13 protein-coding genes are annotated in these 15773 nt (G+C 72.8%); 7 read left to right on the forward strand and 6 right to left on the reverse strand.

Annotated features, from left to right (window positions below; translation table 11 throughout):
• Positions 1-123 precede the first annotated feature (123 nt).
• The 6 genes from nirB to ACULK4_RS10955 all read left to right on the forward strand — a co-directional run bounded on the left by nirB (position 124) and on the right by ACULK4_RS10955 (position 9937).
• Complete coding sequence (gene nirB, locus ACULK4_RS10930) at positions 124-2733, forward strand: nitrite reductase large subunit NirB (protein WP_445964448.1); 2610 nt, start codon at positions 124-126, stop codon at positions 2731-2733.
• Positions 2730-3506 carry a uroporphyrinogen-III C-methyltransferase gene (gene cobA / locus ACULK4_RS10935; RefSeq protein WP_445964449.1) on the forward strand — a complete coding sequence of 259 codons (777 nt, stop codon included), beginning with the start codon at positions 2730-2732 and terminating at the stop codon, positions 3504-3506. The genes nirB and cobA overlap by 4 nt, the downstream gene beginning before the upstream one ends.
• Positions 3503-4633 carry a uroporphyrinogen-III synthase gene (locus ACULK4_RS10940; protein WP_445964450.1) on the forward strand — a complete coding sequence of 377 codons (1131 nt, stop codon included), beginning with the start codon at positions 3503-3505 and terminating at the stop codon, positions 4631-4633. The genes cobA and ACULK4_RS10940 overlap by 4 nt, the downstream gene beginning before the upstream one ends.
• A 140-nt stretch (positions 4634-4773) precedes the next feature.
• Positions 4774-6168, forward strand: a complete 1395-nt coding sequence (locus ACULK4_RS10945) for an MFS transporter (protein WP_445964451.1) — start codon at positions 4774-4776, stop codon at positions 6166-6168.
• An 11-nt stretch (positions 6169-6179) separates the two neighbouring features.
• Positions 6180-8306 carry a molybdopterin oxidoreductase family protein gene (locus ACULK4_RS10950; protein ID WP_445964452.1) on the forward strand — a complete coding sequence of 709 codons (2127 nt, stop codon included), beginning with the start codon at positions 6180-6182 and terminating at the stop codon, positions 8304-8306.
• The gene (locus ACULK4_RS10955) at positions 8303-9937 is read left to right on the forward strand and encodes an FAD-dependent oxidoreductase (protein WP_445964453.1); all 1635 of its coding nucleotides are present in this window, start codon (positions 8303-8305) and stop codon (positions 9935-9937) included. Before ACULK4_RS10950 ends, ACULK4_RS10955 begins: the two co-directional genes overlap by 4 nt.
• Positions 9938-9994: 57 nt before the next feature.
• Here the strand turns inward: ACULK4_RS10955 and ACULK4_RS10960 are convergent, their stop codons facing one another.
• From ACULK4_RS10960 to rpsP, 5 genes are all read right to left on the reverse strand, one after another.
• On the reverse strand, positions 9995-10768 hold the full coding sequence (locus ACULK4_RS10960; RefSeq protein WP_445964454.1) for a sirohydrochlorin chelatase: 774 nt from the start codon (positions 10766-10768) through the stop codon (positions 9995-9997).
• Positions 10769-10904: 136 nt separating this feature from the next.
• Positions 10905-11621 (reverse strand): tRNA (guanosine(37)-N1)-methyltransferase TrmD, encoded by a 717-nt coding sequence (trmD, locus tag ACULK4_RS10965; protein ID WP_445964455.1) that lies wholly within the window; start codon positions 11619-11621, stop codon positions 10905-10907.
• A 9-nt stretch (positions 11622-11630) separates the two neighbouring features.
• On the reverse strand, positions 11631-12254 hold the full coding sequence (gene rimM / locus ACULK4_RS10970; RefSeq protein WP_445964456.1) for a ribosome maturation factor RimM: 624 nt from the start codon (positions 12252-12254) through the stop codon (positions 11631-11633).
• Between the two features lies 1 nt (position 12255).
• Entirely contained in the window at positions 12256-12492 is a 237-nt protein-coding gene (locus ACULK4_RS10975) for an RNA-binding protein (RefSeq protein WP_445964457.1), read from the reverse strand.
• 3 nt (positions 12493-12495) lie between these two features.
• Complete coding sequence (rpsP, locus tag ACULK4_RS10980) at positions 12496-12909, reverse strand: 30S ribosomal protein S16 (RefSeq protein ID WP_445964458.1); 414 nt, start codon at positions 12907-12909, stop codon at positions 12496-12498.
• Positions 12910-13131: 222 nt separating this feature from the next.
• Here rpsP and ACULK4_RS10985 point away from each other — a divergent pair, with 222 nt between their 5' ends.
• Positions 13132-14283 carry a glutamate--cysteine ligase gene (locus ACULK4_RS10985; protein WP_445964459.1) on the forward strand — a complete coding sequence of 384 codons (1152 nt, stop codon included), beginning with the start codon at positions 13132-13134 and terminating at the stop codon, positions 14281-14283.
• A gap of 26 nt (positions 14284-14309) precedes the next feature.
• Here the strand turns inward: ACULK4_RS10985 and ACULK4_RS10990 are convergent, their stop codons facing one another.
• A complete protein-coding gene (locus tag ACULK4_RS10990) occupies positions 14310-15743 on the reverse strand; it encodes a GH1 family beta-glucosidase (protein ID WP_445964460.1) in 1434 nt (477 codons plus the stop codon).
• Between the last annotated feature and the right edge of the window lie 30 nt (positions 15744-15773).

The following is a 15773-nucleotide window of genomic DNA, read 5'->3' on the forward strand; positions in this document are numbered from 1 at the left end:
AACCGGCCTCACATGGCCGGGTGGGGCGCGCAAGCTCCCGGTGCGGTTGCGTTACGACCGCGAAACAGGACGGAAACGGCGCCGCCGTACGCTCGCCGTCAACCTGAGACCGGGAGGGCAGCCATGAACGAGACCGCGAACGCCGCGGCCGGTGCACGCCACGTCGTCATCGTCGGCGCCGGGCCGGCGGCGCACCGCCTCGCCGACAGCTTGCACGCCCGCGACACGGAGCGGCGCCTGCGCGTCACGGTCGTCGGCGAGGAGCGCTGGGCGCCGTACGACCGCGTCGCGCTCAGCACGCGACTGGCCGACGGCACCGCCGACCTCACCCTCCCGGACACGCCGTGGGACGACGGCCACGTCCGGCTCCTCACCGGCGAGCGCGTCGCCGAGGTCAGCCGCGCGACCCGCACGGCCATCACCGCGAGCGGACTCGAGCTGCGGTGGGACGACCTCGTGCTCGCCACCGGGTCCAGCGCGCCGGTCCCCGCCATCCCCGGCGGCGACCACGCCCGGGTGTACCGCACGATCGACGACGTCGACGCGCTCGTCGCCGAGACCCGCTCGCTCGCCGGGCGCCTCGGCCGCGCACCGCGGGTCGTCGTCGCGGGCGGCGGCCTGCTCGGCCTCGAGGCGGCCGGCGGCCTGGCGAAGCTGGGGGCGGATGCCGCGATCGTGCACTCCGGACGCTGGCTCATGTCGGCGCAGCTCGACGAGGGCGCCGGCCGCGCGCTCGGACGCATCATCGCCGCTCAGGGAATCGACCTGCACCTCGGGGTCCGCCCCGCGAAGGTGCTCACCGGCAGCGGCGGCGTCGTGGGGGTGGAGCTCACCGACGACCGCCGCGTCGACGCCGATCTCGTCGTGTTCGCGATCGGGATCACGCCGCGCGACGAGCTGGCTCGGGCGATGGGGCTCGAGCTCGGCCCGCGCGGGGGCGTCGCGATCGACACCTCGTGCGCGGCATCCGTGCCCGGCGTCTGGGCCATCGGCGAGGTCGCGAGCTTCGAGGGGCGCTGCACCGGCCTCGTCGCCCCGGCGAACGCGATGGCCGAGGTCGTCGCCGACCGGCTGCTCGGAGGCGCCGCGGAGTTCACGACCGTCGACGACGCGACCAAGCTCAAGCTCGCGGGGGTCGATGTCGCGAGCTTCGGCGACGCGCTCGCCCGTACGGAGCAGGCGCTCGAGATCGTCTACGCCGACCCGGCGCGAGGCATGTACCAGAAGCTCGTGATGACGGATGACGCCAAGACCCTGCTCGGCGGCGTCTTCGTGGGCGACGCGTCGCCGTACGCGTCGCTGCGGCCGCTGCTCGGCACCGAGCTGTCGGGCGAGCCGGCCGCGTACCTCTCGGCGTCGGGAATGGAGGCGCCCGCCGGCGACGAACTTCCGGCATCCGCCCTGGTGTGCGCGTGCAACAACGTCGCCGCGGGCACGATCCGCGACGCGGTGAACGGGCCCCACGGCGGGCACGAGGCCGGCTGCGCCGAACTCGGTCCGCTGAAGGCGTGCACGCGCGCCGGCACGCAGTGCGGCTCGTGCGTGCCGCTCGTGAAGAAGCTGCTCGAGGCCGAGTTGAAGAAGTCGGGGCAGGCGATCTCGCGCGCCCTGTGCGAGCACTTCCCGATCTCGCGGCAGGAGCTGTTCGAGTCGATCCGCGTGCTCGAGCTCACGTCGTTCGAGGAGATCGTCGCCCGGCTCGGGACCGGTCGCGGCTGCGACGTGTGCAAGCCCGTCGTCGCGTCGGTCCTCGCCGCCCAGCACGGCTCGTACATCCTGGACGACGGCCGCGGCGGCCTGCAGGACACCAACGACCGCGCGATGGCGAACATGCAGAAGGACGGCACGTACTCGGTCGTGCCGCGGATCCCGGCGGGCGAGATCACACCGCAGAAGCTCGCGGTCATCGCGCAGGTCGCGACCGACTTCGGGCTGTACACCAAGATCACCGGCGGCCAGCGGATCGACCTGTTCGGGGCGCGGCTCGACCAGCTCCCCGCGATCTGGCGCCGGCTCGTCGACGCCGGCTTCGAATCGGGACAGGCGTACGGCAAGGCCCTCCGCAACGTGAAGAGCTGCGTCGGCTCCACGTGGTGCCGCTACGGAGTGCAGGACTCGGTCGCGATGGCGATCCGGCTCGAGCTGCGCTACCGGGGCCTCCGATCGCCGCACAAGCTGAAGTTCGGCGTCTCCGGCTGCGCTCGCGAGTGCGCGGAGGCCCGCGGCAAGGACGTCGGCGTGATCGCGACCGACCAGGGCTGGAACCTCTACGTGGGCGGCAACGGCGGCTTCCAGCCGTCCCACGCGCAGCTGCTCGCGAGCGACCTCGACGACGAGACCCTCCTGCGGTACATCGACCGCTACATCATGTACTACGTACGCACGGCCGACCGGCTGCAGCGCACCGCGCGCTGGATCGAGGACCTCGAGGGCGGCCTCGACCACGTTCGCGACGTCGTGGTGAACGACTCGCTCGGCCTCGCCGACGAGCTCGAGGCCCTGATGACCCGGCACGTCGACACCTACGAGGACGAATGGGCGGCCACGCTCGCCGATCCCGACCGGCTGCGGCGCTTCCGTTCGTTCGTGAACGCCCCCGAGGCAGCGGCGCAGACCCTCGCGAGGGTCGAGGAGCGCGGGCAGTACCGCCCCGCGACGCCCGAGGAGCTCGCGCGCGGCGAGGCCGTGCTCGTCTCGGGACCGACGATCCCCATCCGGACGGCCGGCGCATGACGGGGCGGGTGACCCTCGTCGGCGGCGGCCCCGGTCGCGAGGAGCTGCTCACGGTGGCCGCGGTTCGTGCGCTCGGCGCGGCCGACGTGGTCCTCTACGACCGGCTCGCCCCGCACGCACGCCTGGCCGAACTCGCGCCCGACGCCGAGCTCGTCGACGTCGGCAAGCGCCCGGGTCACCACGCGATCCCGCAGGCCGACATCGAGGCGCTGCTCATCGGCCACGCATCGGCAGGCCGCCACGTCGTGCGGCTGAAGGGCGGAGACCCGTACGTCTTCGGCCGCGGCAGCGAGGAGGTGCTCGCGTGCCATCGCGCCGGCGTGGCGGTCGAGGTGATCCCCGGCGTCACCAGCGCGGTCGCGGTGCCCGGCGCCGCCGGCATCCCCCTCACGCATCGCGGCGTGAGCCACCTGTTCACGGTCGTCTCCGGGCACGCGCCGCTGACCGAGGACGAACTCCATCACCTCGCCGGCCTCGGCGGCACCGTCGTCGTCCTCATGGGCGTGAACACGCTGCCGATGCTCGCCACCGGCCTCGCCCGCCACGGGATGCGCGAGTCGATGCCCGTCGCGATCGTCGAGCGCGGCTTCCGGTGCGACCAGCGCACGACGATCGCCGACCTCGGCGGCATCGTCACCGCGGCGGGGCTGGCGGGCGTGGACTCGCCGGCCGTGATCGTCGTGGGCGAGGTGGTCCGGCTCGCGCACGACGGCGACGCGGACGCCGTGCAGCTCATGGAGCGCGCGGCCGGATTCGCGGGAGCCGCCGCATGACCGATCAGGCGGAGTGCGCGGTCGGCTTCCGCGCCGACCAGCTCGAGGGGTTCCGGATCGGCGTGACGAGCGACCGGCGTTCCGGCGACCTCATCGACGCGTTCGTCCGTCGCGGCGCACAGGTGATCCACGCCCCGACGATCCGCATGGCGAACGCCAGCTCCGATGAACCCGTGATCGCCGACACGCGCACGATCATCGACGCCCGTCCCGACGTCCTGCTCGCGACGACCGCCTACGGCGTCCGCCGCTGGTTCGAGGTCGCGGATGCCGCGGGGCTCGGCGACGACCTCCTCGACGCGCTGCGCGACACCGCCATCCTCGTGCGCGGGCCCAAGGCGCGCGGCGGCATCCGCGCGGCAGGCCTCGACGACGTGGGCATGAGCGCGGAGGAGACCACCGAGTCGCTCATCGACGAGGTGCTCGCGTCGTACCCGCCGGGCCTCACCGTCGCGGTGCAGCTGCACGGCTACCTGCCGCCGTCGGCGCTCGACCGGCTGCGGGACGCGCACGACCGGGTGCTCACGGTCGAGCCGTACCGATGGATCGACCCGGACACGGCCGACGAACGCGTCGAACGACTCGTCGAGGCCGCCTGCACGGGCGGCCTCGACTGCATCACGTTCACGAGCGCCCCCGCGGTGCACGCGCTGCTCATGGCCGCCGAGGCGCAGGGCCGTCACGACGACCTGGTCGACGCGATGCGGGGCCCGGTGGTGGCCGCCGCGGTGGGCCCGGTCACGGCGGCCCCGCTCGTCGCGGCCGGCGTCGACCCGCTCCAGCCCGAGCGGTACCGGATGGGCGCGATGATCCGCCAGGTGTGCGAGCACCTCGAGTCGGCGCGCGTCATCCGAGTCGAGACGCAGCACGGGCCGCTCGCCCTGCGCGGCTCGGTCGTCGAGGTGGCCGATCGGCGCATCCCCCTGGCGCCGGTCGCGTTGTCGATCCTGCGCCCGCTCGTCGTCGCCCGGGGATCGGTCGTGGCGCGAGACCGGCTCGCCGCGGGCATGCCGGGCACGTCCGACGAGCACGCGCTCGAGGTGGCCCTGAGCCGGCTGCGGCAGGCGCTCGGCGTGCCGGGGCTCATCGCGACCGTGGTCAAGCGGGGGTACCGGATCGATGTGTGACCACGACCTCACAGCGGCATCCGCCACGGGTGAGCAGGTGGAGACGCAGAGTTCACCGCTCGCGCGAACCCGGGAAACACGCCGCGGATAGCGTCGGCCGCACCAGCTCGACCCCGTGACCGACACCCCCGGAGGCACCGATGACCGAGACACTGCACAACGCACCCCCGACCGCGGGTCCGCCCGCCGTCGCGACCGGCGCGCTCACGACGCGACCCGGCCGCTGGATCGACGGATGGAACCCCGAGGACACCGACCAGTGGGAGCGCGAGGGCCGCCGCATCGCCCGCCGCAACCTGAACTGGTCGATCTTCGCCGAGTTCCTCGGCTTCGTCGTCTGGCAGCTGTGGAGCATCGTCGCCGTGGCGCTTCCCGCGGCCGGCTTCCAGCTCACGACGAGCGAGATCTTCTGGCTCATCTCGATCCCGAGCCTCGTCGGCGCGACCCTCCGCATCCCGTACTCGTTCCTGGTGCCGATCTTCGGCGGCCGCAACTGGACGATCGTCTCGGCCGCGCTGCTGCTCGCGCCCGCGATCATGCTCGCGGTCTCGGTGTCGAACCCCGACACGCCGTTCGGCGTCCTGCTGTTCGCGGCGGCGCTCGCCGGCTTCGGCGGCGGCAACTTCGCCAGCTCGATGTCGAACATCACGTTCTTCTACCCCCAGCGCGAGAAGGGGTGGGCGCTCGGCCTGAACGCCGCCGGCGGCAACCTGGGCGCCTCGGTCGCGCAGTTCGCGGTCCCGATCGTCATCACGATCGGCGCCGGCGCGACCCTGAACCTCCCCGTCGCCGGACTGATCTGGGTGCCGTTCATCCTCCTGGCCATGTTCGGCGCCTGGCGCTACATGGACAACCTCTCCAACGCGAAGGCCGACCTCTCGGGTTCCGCCGCGGCGCTCAAGGAACCGCACCTGTGGCTGCTGTCGCTGCTCTACATCGGCACGTTCGGCTCGTTCATCGGGTTCGCGAGCGTATTCCCGAAGCTCATCGCCGACCAGTTCCCCGAGTTCTCGACGATCGGCGTGCTGGGCGCGACCGTGTCGCTCGCGTTCCTCGGTGCCCTCGTCGGCTCGCTCGCGCGGCCCTACGGCGGCCGGCTCTCCGACCGGTTCGGCGGCGCGCGCATCACGATGATCGCGTTCGCGGCCATGGCCCTGATCACGCTGGCGGTGCTCGCGACGCTGCCGCTCGGCAGCTTCTGGGTCTTCCTCGGGCTCTTCCTGCTGCTGTTCGCCACCACGGGCGTCGGCAACGGCTCGACCTACCGGATGGTGCCGATCGTGTTCGCGATGCGCTCCGGGCGCGGCGCGAGCGACGTCTCGACGCAGCGCAAGGCCGCGGCCGCGCTCGGCCTGATCTCGGCCATCGGCGCGTACGGCGGCTTCCTCATCCCCCAGGCGCTGAACCTGTCGTTCCAGACGACGGGGAACTACGCGGCCGCCTTCGTCGGGTTCATCGCCGGCTACGTGGTGCTGCTCGCCCTCACCTGGCTCGTCTACGTGCGTCCACGCCACCTCCGCGAGCAGAAGATCTGAATCGAGCACGCATGACCGACCGTTCCGCCTCCACGCACTGCCCGTACTGCGCGCTGCAGTGCGCGATGACCCTCACCCCGACGGATGCCTCCGGCGCTGCCGCGCCGACCCCCGCTCCGCCCGTGACGGTCTCAGGCCGCGACTTCCCCACGAATCGCGGCGGGCTGTGCAAGAAGGGCTGGACGTCGGCGGAGCTGCTGCGCTCCCCCTCGCGCCTCGGCGCCCCGCTCGTGCGGGGCGCCGACGGCGCGCTCCGCGAGGCGAGCTGGGACGATGCGCTCGACCTCGTGGCCGACCGGTTCCGCAGCATCCGCTCGCAGCACGGCGCCGACGCGGTCGGCGTCTTCGGAGGCGGCGGCCTCACGAACGAGAAGGCGTACCTGCTGGGCAAGTTCGCCAGGCTCGCGCTCGGCACGAGCCGCATCGACTACAACGGCCGGTACTGCATGTCGTCGGCGGCGGCCGCGGGCAACCGCGCGTTCGGCGTCGACCGGGGGCTGCCGTTCCCGGTCGCCGACCTCGACGACGCCGACACGATCCTGCTGCTCGGCACCAACGTCGCCGAGACCATGCCGCCGTTCATGGGGCACCTCTCGGGCGCGCAGGCCGCGGGCGGGCTCGTCGTGGTCGACCCGCGCCGGACCGCCACGGCCAGGCTCACCGAGGACGGCCGTGGCCTGCACCTCCAGCCCGCGCCGGGCACCGACCTCGCGCTGCTGCTCGGGCTCGCGCATGTCGTCATCGCCGAGCGGCTCGTCGACGCGGACTACGTGGCCCGCCGCACGACGGGGTACGACTCGCTGCGTCGCAGCGTGGCGTCGTGGTGGCCCGAGCGAGTGCAGGCGGTGACGGGCGTGCCCGCCCCCACGCTGCGGCGGCTGGCCCGGCGACTCGCCGCCGGCGGCCGCACCTACATCCTCACCGGCCGCGGCGTCGAGCAGCACGTCGACGGTACCGACACCGCGACCGCCGCGATCAACCTCGCGCTGCTGCTCGGCCTGCCCGGGCGGCCCGGGAGCGGCTACGGCACGCTCACGGGCCAGGGCAACGGCCAGGGCGGCCGCGAACACGGCCAGAAGTGCGACCAGCTCCCCGGCTACCGCAAGATCACCGACCCCAAGGCGAGGGCGCACGTCGCGCGCGTGTGGGGCGTCGCGCCGGCCGACATCCCCGGGCCCGGCCTGCCCGCGATCGAGCTGCTCGCCTCGCTCGGCCGGCCCGACGGCGTGCGCGCGCTCATCGTGCACGGCTCGAACCTCGTGGTCTCGTCGCCGAACGTCGCCGCCGTGCGGCGCGGCATCGAGGAACTCGATCTCCTGGTCGTGTGCGACTTCGTCCTGTCCGAGACCGCGGCGCTCGCCGACGTGGTGCTCCCGGTGCTGCAGTGGGCCGAGGAGGAGGGCACGATGACGAACCTCGAGGGACGCGTCATCCGTCGCCGCCGTGCGCTCGAACCGCCCGGCGGTGCGCGCGACGAGCTCTGGATCATGCGCGAGCTCGCCCGTCGTCTCGGCTCGACCGCGCGGTTCGACACCGACCCCGAAGCCGTCTTCGAGGAGCTGCGACTCGCCTCGGAGGGCGGCATCGCCGACTACTCGGGCATCGACTACGCGATGCTCGATGCGGGCGAGGCGGCCTACTGGCCGTACCCGCGTGGCGGCGAGGGGACCCCGCGGCTCTTCGCCGAGCGGTTCGCGCACGACGACGGGCTCGCGCGGCTCGTCGCCGTGACGGCGCGAGCTTCGGCGCACCCCGCCCCCGCACCCGGCGAGGTCACGCTCGTCACCGGTCGGCTCCTCGAGCACTACCAGAGCGGCGCGCAGACCCGCCTCGTTCCCGAGCTGCTCGACGCGCAGCCAGAGCTCAGGGCGTCGCTGCACCCGGCGACCGCCGAGCGCCTCGGGATCGGCGACGGCGACCCGGTCGAGATCGCCAACCGGCGCGGCGCCGTCCGCGGCCGGGCCCGGCTGACCGCCGACATCCGACCGGACGCCGTGTTCCTGCCCTTCCACTACGGCGACCACCAGGCGGCGAACCTCCTCACCTCCGATGCGGTCGACCCCGTCTCGTCCATGCCCGAGTTCAAGACCAACCTCGTGCGCATCACGCGCCTCGCGGAGACCGGAGCCCTCGCATGACCTCACCGCTCAGGATCGTCCTCATCGGCTACGGGCTCGTCGGCGCCCGGTTCGTCGAGGAACTGCTGCCCGAGGTGTCCGCCGGACGCATCGCCCTCACGGTCGTCGCCGGAGAACCGGTCGAGGCCTACAACCGCGTGCTGGTCGCCGAGCACGCCGTCGGCAACGCCGAACTCGAATCGATGCTCGTCGGCGACCGCAGCGGCGCCGAGGCGGCCGGGGCGCGGATCCTGCTCGGCGTCGCCGCGACCTCGATCGACCGCGACCGGCGTGTCGTGCGATGCGCGAACGGCGACGAGCTCCCGTACGACCGCGTCGTGCTCGCGACCGGCTCGCGCGCGAACACGCCGACGCTCGACGGCGTCGAACGGCACCGACGCGACCTCGCGTCGCTCGAGAAGCACGCCATGGCGCTCGTCGCGCGCGACGACACGCTCCCGGAGGGCATCACCGCGCTCCGGGATCTCGACGACGCGCAACGCGTGCGATCGGCGGTGCGCGGCCGTCGTCGCATCATCGTGCTCGGCGCGGGCGTCCTCGGGCTCGAGCTCGCGCTCGCCGCGGCCCACGCCGGCGCACAGGTCTGCGTCGTGCACCACGGCGCCATCCCGATGCCGCGGAACCTCGACCGCGGCGGCGGGCACGTGCTGCGCTCGGCGCTGCGCCGGTCCGGCGTGACCGTCATCGCGCACAGCCGCGCCGAGACCGTCGGGTTCCGCACCGACGCCGACGGCACGCGCCGCTTCGACATGCTGGTGACCGCGGACGGCAAGCAGCTCCGCGGCGACCTCCTGGTGCTCTCGTGCGGCGTCAGCCCACGCAACGAGCTCGCCACGCTCGCCGGGCTGCGCACGGCGGTCGGCGTCGTCGTCGGCCCCGATCTCCGGAGCTGGACGGATCCGGACGTGTACGCCATCGGCGACTGCGCGCAGGTCGTCGAACGCACCGACGAGACCGCCGGCCGGCGCGACCTGCCCGGGGCGCCCGCGGGGCTCGTCGCGCCCGGATGGCGCCAGGCGTCGTGGCTCGCGGGTGCGTTCGCCGCCGAGGCGGCCGCGGAAGCGGCCGGCAGCGGAATCCCGGACGACGACGCCGAGAGCGCCCCGCTCCCGCCCGAGCGCGACGCGATCGTGATGCTCAAGGCCGAACACGTCGATGTCGTCGCGGTGGGCGATGTCTCGGGCGAGCCGTGGGACGACGACGCCCTCACGCCCCGCAGGCGCGTCGCCCAGTGGGCCGACCCCGAGCACCTCCGCTACGTGAAGATGGTCACCGACGGCGGCGTGCTCACGGGCTTCGCCTGCGTCGGGATGCCGCGCACCGCCGCCGAGCTCACGCTGCTGTACGACCGCGGCGGCGAGTTGCCGGCCGATCGCTCCGTGCTGCTCCGCTTCGACGGCCCGGACTACGACCCGGGCGCCGATGCCGACGCGTTCGCGCCGGAGACGACCGTGTGCTGGTGCAACGGCGTCACCGTCGGGCGGATCGAGGAGTCCGCCGCGTGCGGCAGCACGACCGTCGAGTGCGTCGGCCGCGACACTCGCGCCGGTACGGGCTGCGGCGGATGCCGCGGCCGGATCGCCGAGATCCTGGCGCGCGCCGCCGAGGCGGACGGGGCGCTCACCGCCTGACCCGCCCGCCCCATCATCGGGAGGACCGCCGGGGCGTGGGCTCCGGGTGCGGGCGGGTCAGGCGCGCTCGCGTCGGTCCGCCCCGACGGGCGCGGCCACGGCGGCGTACCGGTCGAGCACGAGGTCGATCAACGCCCCGGGCGCGGTTCGGTCGGGCAGCAGCAGGGGGTCGCCGACCACGTCGGCGCCCGCGGCCTTCGCCTGGTCGTAGAACGTGCCCGGCGCGAGCAGGTACGGGCAGACGACGATGCGCGATCCGGGATGCACCTCGCGGATCATCTCGATCGCGTCGGGCAGCCGTGGGATGGCCGCTGCGATGAATCCGGCCGTCACCGGCCGGCCGAGCCGCTGTCCGAGCCGGCGGGACGTCTCGAAGCACTCCCGCACGGCGCGCGGGTCGTTGGAGCCCGCGGCGGCGAGAAGGACCGCGTCGCCGTCGGCCAGGCCGAGCTCGGCGAGCCGGTCGGCGAGCACGTCGACGATGCGGTCGTCGGGCCCGAGCTCTGCGGCGAGCCGCACGTCGCCGCCGAGCCGGTCGAGCCCGAGCGAGAGCCCGGTGCGCACGTGGAAGCCGGCCGAGAGCACGAGCGGCACGATGACGGTGTGCGGTGACGCCGCAGCCTCGAGAGCCGAGCCGACGTCGGCGTGACTCGCGTCGACGAAGGTGATCGACACGTCGAGCTCTGGCCTCGCGGACGCGACACCGTCGACGAGCCGGATGACCGCCTCGCGGTTGGCGGCCGAGGGCGCGCCGTGGGTGACCGCGACGAGGCGCAACGGCGGTGCGTCGTCGCGCGCCTCCGGTGCTGCGGAGTCATCCGTCCGACCCATCCGATGACCCCGCTTTCCGGCGGGATCCGCGTCACCCGCCGGTTTCGACGGTATGCAGCGCGTGTTTCGCGAAGCGGACCCGCGTGTTTCCGGCGCGTGAAGAGTGCCTCACGTGGACGGTGCGCCGGCGCAGGGGTCAGGGGGCGTGGTCGGCGCCGTCGTCCTCGTCGGGGAGGAGTTCGGGCCGGACTCTGCGCGTGCGCTCGAGCTGCTGCGCGCGACGCCACTCGGAGACCTTCCCGTGGTGGCCCGAGAGCAGCACGGGCGGCACCTCGAGGCCGCGCCAGACAGCGGGCTTGGTGTAGCTGGGGTACTCGAGCAGGCCGTCTTCGTGGGACTCCTCGACCAGGCTCTCCGGATTGCCGACGACGCCGGGCACGAGCCGTCCCGCGGCCTCGATCATGGCCATCACGGCCACCTCGCCGCCGTTCAGCACGTAGTCGCCGAGGCTGATGAGCCGCACGCGCATACGCGTGGCGAAGTGGTCGACGACGCGCTGGTCGATGCCCTCGTAGCGGCCGCACGCGAACACGAGGTGCTCCTCGGCTGCGAGCTCGCGCGCGACCGCCTGCGTGAACGGCTCGCCCGCGGGCGACGGCACGACGAGCAGGGCGTCGGATGCCGCATCGCCGACGATCTCGTCGAGCGCCTCGCCCCACGGCTCGGGTTTCATGACCATTCCGGCGCCGCCGCCGTACGGGGTGTCGTCGACCGTCCGGTGCCGGTCATGGGTGAAGTCGCGCAGGTCGCGCGTGCGCACGTCGATGAGGCCCGACTGCCGAGCCTTCCCGAGCAGCGACAGGTCGAGCACGTCGAAGAACGACGGGAAGATCGTGACGATGTCGATGCGCATCGCCGGCCCCTACTCGGTGTCGTCGTCGCGGCCGGGCGCAGCGGATGCCGCGGTGTCGGCGTCGGATCCGCGCTCCGCGTCGGCGGCCGTCTCGGGCAGCTCCTCGAAGAGCCCGGTCGGGGGCGTGACGGTGACGGTCCCCGCCTCGACGTCGACCTCGGGGACGATCGCCGAGACGAAGGGCACCATGACCTCGCGCCCACCGGACTTCACGACGAGGAGGTCCTGCGCGGGCAGGTGGTCGACGTGGACGACCTCGCCCACCTTCTCGCCGTCGCGGAGCACGGCGAGCCCGATGAGCTGGTGGTCGTACCAGGCGTCGGGCTCGGGAACCTCATCGGCGGGCTGATCGACCCAGAGGATGGCCTTGACGAGCCCCTCGGCGGCCGTGCGGTCGTCGACGTCCTCGAAGAAGCCGACGGGGTGGCCGTTGTACCAGCGCAGCTCGCGGAGCACGAGGTGCCTGCCGTGCCACGGGGAGGACTCGGGCACCTGGAGCGAGAACTCGGCGCCCGGCGTGAACCGGCGCTCGGGGTCATCGGTGTAGAGCTCGAGTTTGATCGCGCCCTTGAGACCGTGCGCCTTGGTGAGACGACCGACGCGCAACTGCTGGGGACGGGGTGCCGCGGCCACGTCAGTCGTCGGTGTCGACGACGTCGACACGGACTCGGCGGCCGTCGGCGAGTGCGGTCACGACAGTGCGCAGCGCCTTCGCGGTGCGGCCGGCGCGACCGATGACGCGACCGAGGTCCTCGGGGTGCACGTGCACCTCGAGGACCTCGCCGCGTGCGCTCGACGCGGAGGTGACCTTCACGTCGCCGGGGTGATCGACGATCCCCTTGACGAGGTGTGCGAGCGCGGAAGCGAGCAAGGCCTACGCCTCGTCCGACGCGGTCTCGTCAGCGGCCTCGGCGGCGGGCTCGCCCTTCGCCGGCTTCTCGGCCTTGGGCTTGACGACCGACTTCTTCGAGTCGTCGACCTGGTAGCCGGCCTTGGGCTCGGCGGTGCGGACGGTGCTCTTGGCGTTCTCGTCGCCCTTGAACCTGCCCCAGTCGCCGGTGAGCTTGAGGATCGCCATGACCTGCTCGGTCGGCTGTGCGCCGACGCCGAGCCAGTACTGGGCGCGGTCGGAGTCGACCTCGATGAACGAGGGCTCCTCGGTGGGGTGGTACTTGCCGATCTCCTCGATCACGCGACCGTCGCGCTTGGTGCGCGAGTCGGCGACGACGATGCGGTAGTACGGGGCACGGATCTTGCCGAGCCGCTTGAGGCGGATCTTGACAGCCACGATTCTCCTGAGATGTTGTGAGGTAGGCGAACTGACAGCCGTGAGCGTGGGGTGCACACCCGGCGGAAGCTCAAAGGTGCCCTGCGCCGTCGGATAGAGGGTCGGACGGCACAGAACTCGACTGACCATTCTTGCAGATTTCGCCCCGCGACGATAATCGCCGCGGTGCGTGGCAAGATGAGCGCACGCCGCATCCGCGGCACGGGACGACAGGGGGCTCCCATGCGGATCGAATTCGCACGCTCCGAGCGCTCCTCCGTGGGCATCGAGTGGGAGCTCGCGATCGTCGAGAGGGGCAGCGGCGAGCTGGCGTCCGTGGGCGACCGCGTGCTCGCCGAGCTCGGCGGAGACGACGGCGAACCGCACCCGTTCATCACCTCGGAACTGCTGACGAACACCGTCGAACTGGTCAGCGGCGTGCACGACCGCGTGGCCGGCGCCGTCGACGACCTCACCGATCAGGTCGCCGAGGTGCGCGCCGTGCTCGATCGGCTCGGCGAGTACGAGCTCATCTGCAGCGGTTCCCACCCGTTCAGCCGGTGGTACGACCAGCGCCTGACCGACAAGCCCCGCTACCACAAGCTCATCGAGCGCACCCGCTGGTGGGGGCGCAACATGATGATCTGGGGCATCCACGTGCACGTCGGCATCGAGGAGCGCGACAAGGCGCTGCCGATCCTCGACGGCATGCTGGCCTACGTCCCGCACCTGCAGGCCCTGTCGGCCTCGAGTCCGTACTGGGCCGGCGTCGAGACCGGGTACGCGTCGAACCGCGCGCTGATGTTCCAGCAGTTGCCCACGGCCGGCCTGCCGTATCCGCTCCCGGACTGGGACTCCTACGAGCGCTACGTCGACGACCTGGTCCGCACGGGCGTGATCGAGGACCACACCGAGGTGCGCTGGGACATCCGCCCCTCGCCGCGCTGGGGCACGATCGAGGTCCGCGTGTGCGACGGCGTCTCGTCGGGCGACGAGATCGGCGCGATCGCCGCGCTCATCCAGTGCCTCGTCGAGTGGATGTCGGACCGCCTCGACGCCGGCGAGAACCTGACCGTGCTCCAGCCGTGGTACGTGCGCGAGAACAAGTGGCGCGCGGCCAGGTACGGCATGGAGGCGGAGGTGATCACCGATGCCGCGGGCACCGAGCGGCTCGTCGGCGACGACGTGCGCGACCTGCTCGTGACGCTCGAGCCGTACGCCGCCCGGCTGGGGTGCGCCGAGGAGCTGCAGCGGATCCGGCGCACGCTCGACGACGGCGCGAGCTACCAGCGCCAGCTGCGCGTGGCCGAGGCGCACGGCGGCGAACTCACCGCGGTCGTCGCGCACCTCGCGCGCGAGCTGCGGGAGGGCACCATCCCACCGGTGGTCGAGTAGCCGCGACGCCGCGTATCGAGACCCGACTACCCCGGGATACGACGCGTGCGGATGAGCTCGGCGAACCAGCGCGCGCTGGCCTTCGGCAGCCGTTCGAGCGTTTCGTAGTCCACGCGCACGATCCCGAACCGCTTCGAATAGCCGTAACCCCACTCGAAGTTGTCGAGCAGCGACCACACCTGGTACCCGCGCAGGTCCACCCCGCGCGCCATGGCGCGGTGGGCGGCCGTGAAGTGGCGGCGGAGGTAGTCGATGCGGTCGAGGTCGAGCACCGCGGGGCCGTTCGGACCGCGGCTGACGACGTCGTCGAACGCGGCGCCGTTCTCCGTGACCATGAGCGGCACCTCGGGGTAGGCGCCGCTCAGCGCGACCAGCAGGTCCTCGAGCCCCGACGGGTCGATGTTCCATCCCATCGCCGTGTACGGACCGGGCTGCTGGAGGAACTCCACGTGCTCGGAACCGGGCCAGGGCGTGCCGCCCATGTCCTTGTGCCCGTCGGCGTTCACGCGCGGCGAGACGCCGTCCCACATCCGCACGGTCACGGTCGAGTAGTAGTTCACGCCGAGCAGGTCGATGGGCTGGGCGATGAGATCGGTGTCGCCCGGCTTCACGAACGACCAGTCGGTGACCGCCGCGGTGTCCTCGATGACGTCCGACGGATAGCCGTCGCCGAAGATCGGACCGAGGAACACCCGGTTGGCCAGCCCGTCGATGCGGCGCGCAGCCTCGTGCCCTGTCTCGCCCGACGGCCGGATGACGTGCAGGTTCAGAGTGATCGAGAAGTCGGGGTCGTTCGTCACGACCTCGCGGAGCGCCTGAACCGCGAGGCCGTGTGCGAGGTTCAGGTGGTGCACCGCGGCGAGCGCCTTCGCCCCGTCGAGCAGGCCCGGGGCGTGCGCGCCCGACCCGTAGCTGAGGTACGCCGAGCACCACGGCTCGTTGAGCGTGGTCCACAGCGCGACGCGGGAGCCGAGCCGCTCCCCCACGATCCGCGCGTAGTCCGCGAACGCCTCGGCCGTGGCGCGGCTGGTCCAGCCGCCCTCGTCCTCGAGCGCCTGCGGCAGGTCCCAGTGGTACAGCGTGGCGACGGGCCGGATGCCGCGGGCGAGGAGCCCGTCGACGAGCCGCTCGTAGAACGCGAGCCCGGCCTCGTTCGCCGGCCCGCGGCCGGTCGGCTGGATCCGCGGCCACGCGATCGAGAACCGGTATGCCTCGAGGCCGAGCTCGGCCATGAGGTCGAGGTCGGCCTCCCACCGGTGGTAGTGGTCGCACGCCACGTCGCCGTTGTCGTCGTTCGAGATCTTGCCCGGCGTGTGGCTGAACGTGTCCCAGATCGACGGCCCACGTCCGTCCTCAGCCACGGCGCCCTCGATCTGGTAGGAGGCGGTCGCGGACCCGAGCAGGAAGTCGGGCGCGAACTCGAGACCGGAGTCGCGGTAGTCGGCGTTGCCCGTGGTCATGGTGGTCCCCCTGAAGCGATCGGCATGGTG

It is taken from the genome of Agromyces selenitireducens (assembly GCF_052748465.2).

What these genes read in the sequence shown, in the direction of transcription:
- nirB (WP_445964448.1), top strand. Translation starts at nt 124, where the DNA reads ATGAACGAGACCGCGAACGCCGCGGCCGGTGCACGCCACGTCGTCATC.
- cobA (WP_445964449.1), top strand. Translation starts at nt 2,730, where the DNA reads ATGACGGGGCGGGTGACCCTCGTCGGCGGCGGCCCCGGTCGCGAGGAG.
- ACULK4_RS10940 (WP_445964450.1), top strand. Translation starts at nt 3,503, where the DNA reads ATGACCGATCAGGCGGAGTGCGCGGTCGGCTTCCGCGCCGACCAGCTC.
- ACULK4_RS10945 (WP_445964451.1), top strand. Translation starts at nt 4,774, where the DNA reads ATGACCGAGACACTGCACAACGCACCCCCGACCGCGGGTCCGCCCGCC.
- ACULK4_RS10950 (WP_445964452.1), top strand. Translation starts at nt 6,180, where the DNA reads ATGACCGACCGTTCCGCCTCCACGCACTGCCCGTACTGCGCGCTGCAG.
- ACULK4_RS10955 (WP_445964453.1), top strand. Translation starts at nt 8,303, where the DNA reads ATGACCTCACCGCTCAGGATCGTCCTCATCGGCTACGGGCTCGTCGGC.
- ACULK4_RS10960 (WP_445964454.1), bottom strand. Translation starts at nt 10,768, where the DNA reads ATGGGTCGGACGGATGACTCCGCAGCACCGGAGGCGCGCGACGACGCA.
- trmD (WP_445964455.1), bottom strand. Translation starts at nt 11,621, where the DNA reads ATGCGCATCGACATCGTCACGATCTTCCCGTCGTTCTTCGACGTGCTC.
- ACULK4_RS10985 (WP_445964459.1), top strand. Translation starts at nt 13,132, where the DNA reads ATGCGGATCGAATTCGCACGCTCCGAGCGCTCCTCCGTGGGCATCGAG.
- ACULK4_RS10990 (WP_445964460.1), bottom strand. Translation starts at nt 15,743, where the DNA reads ATGACCACGGGCAACGCCGACTACCGCGACTCCGGTCTCGAGTTCGCG.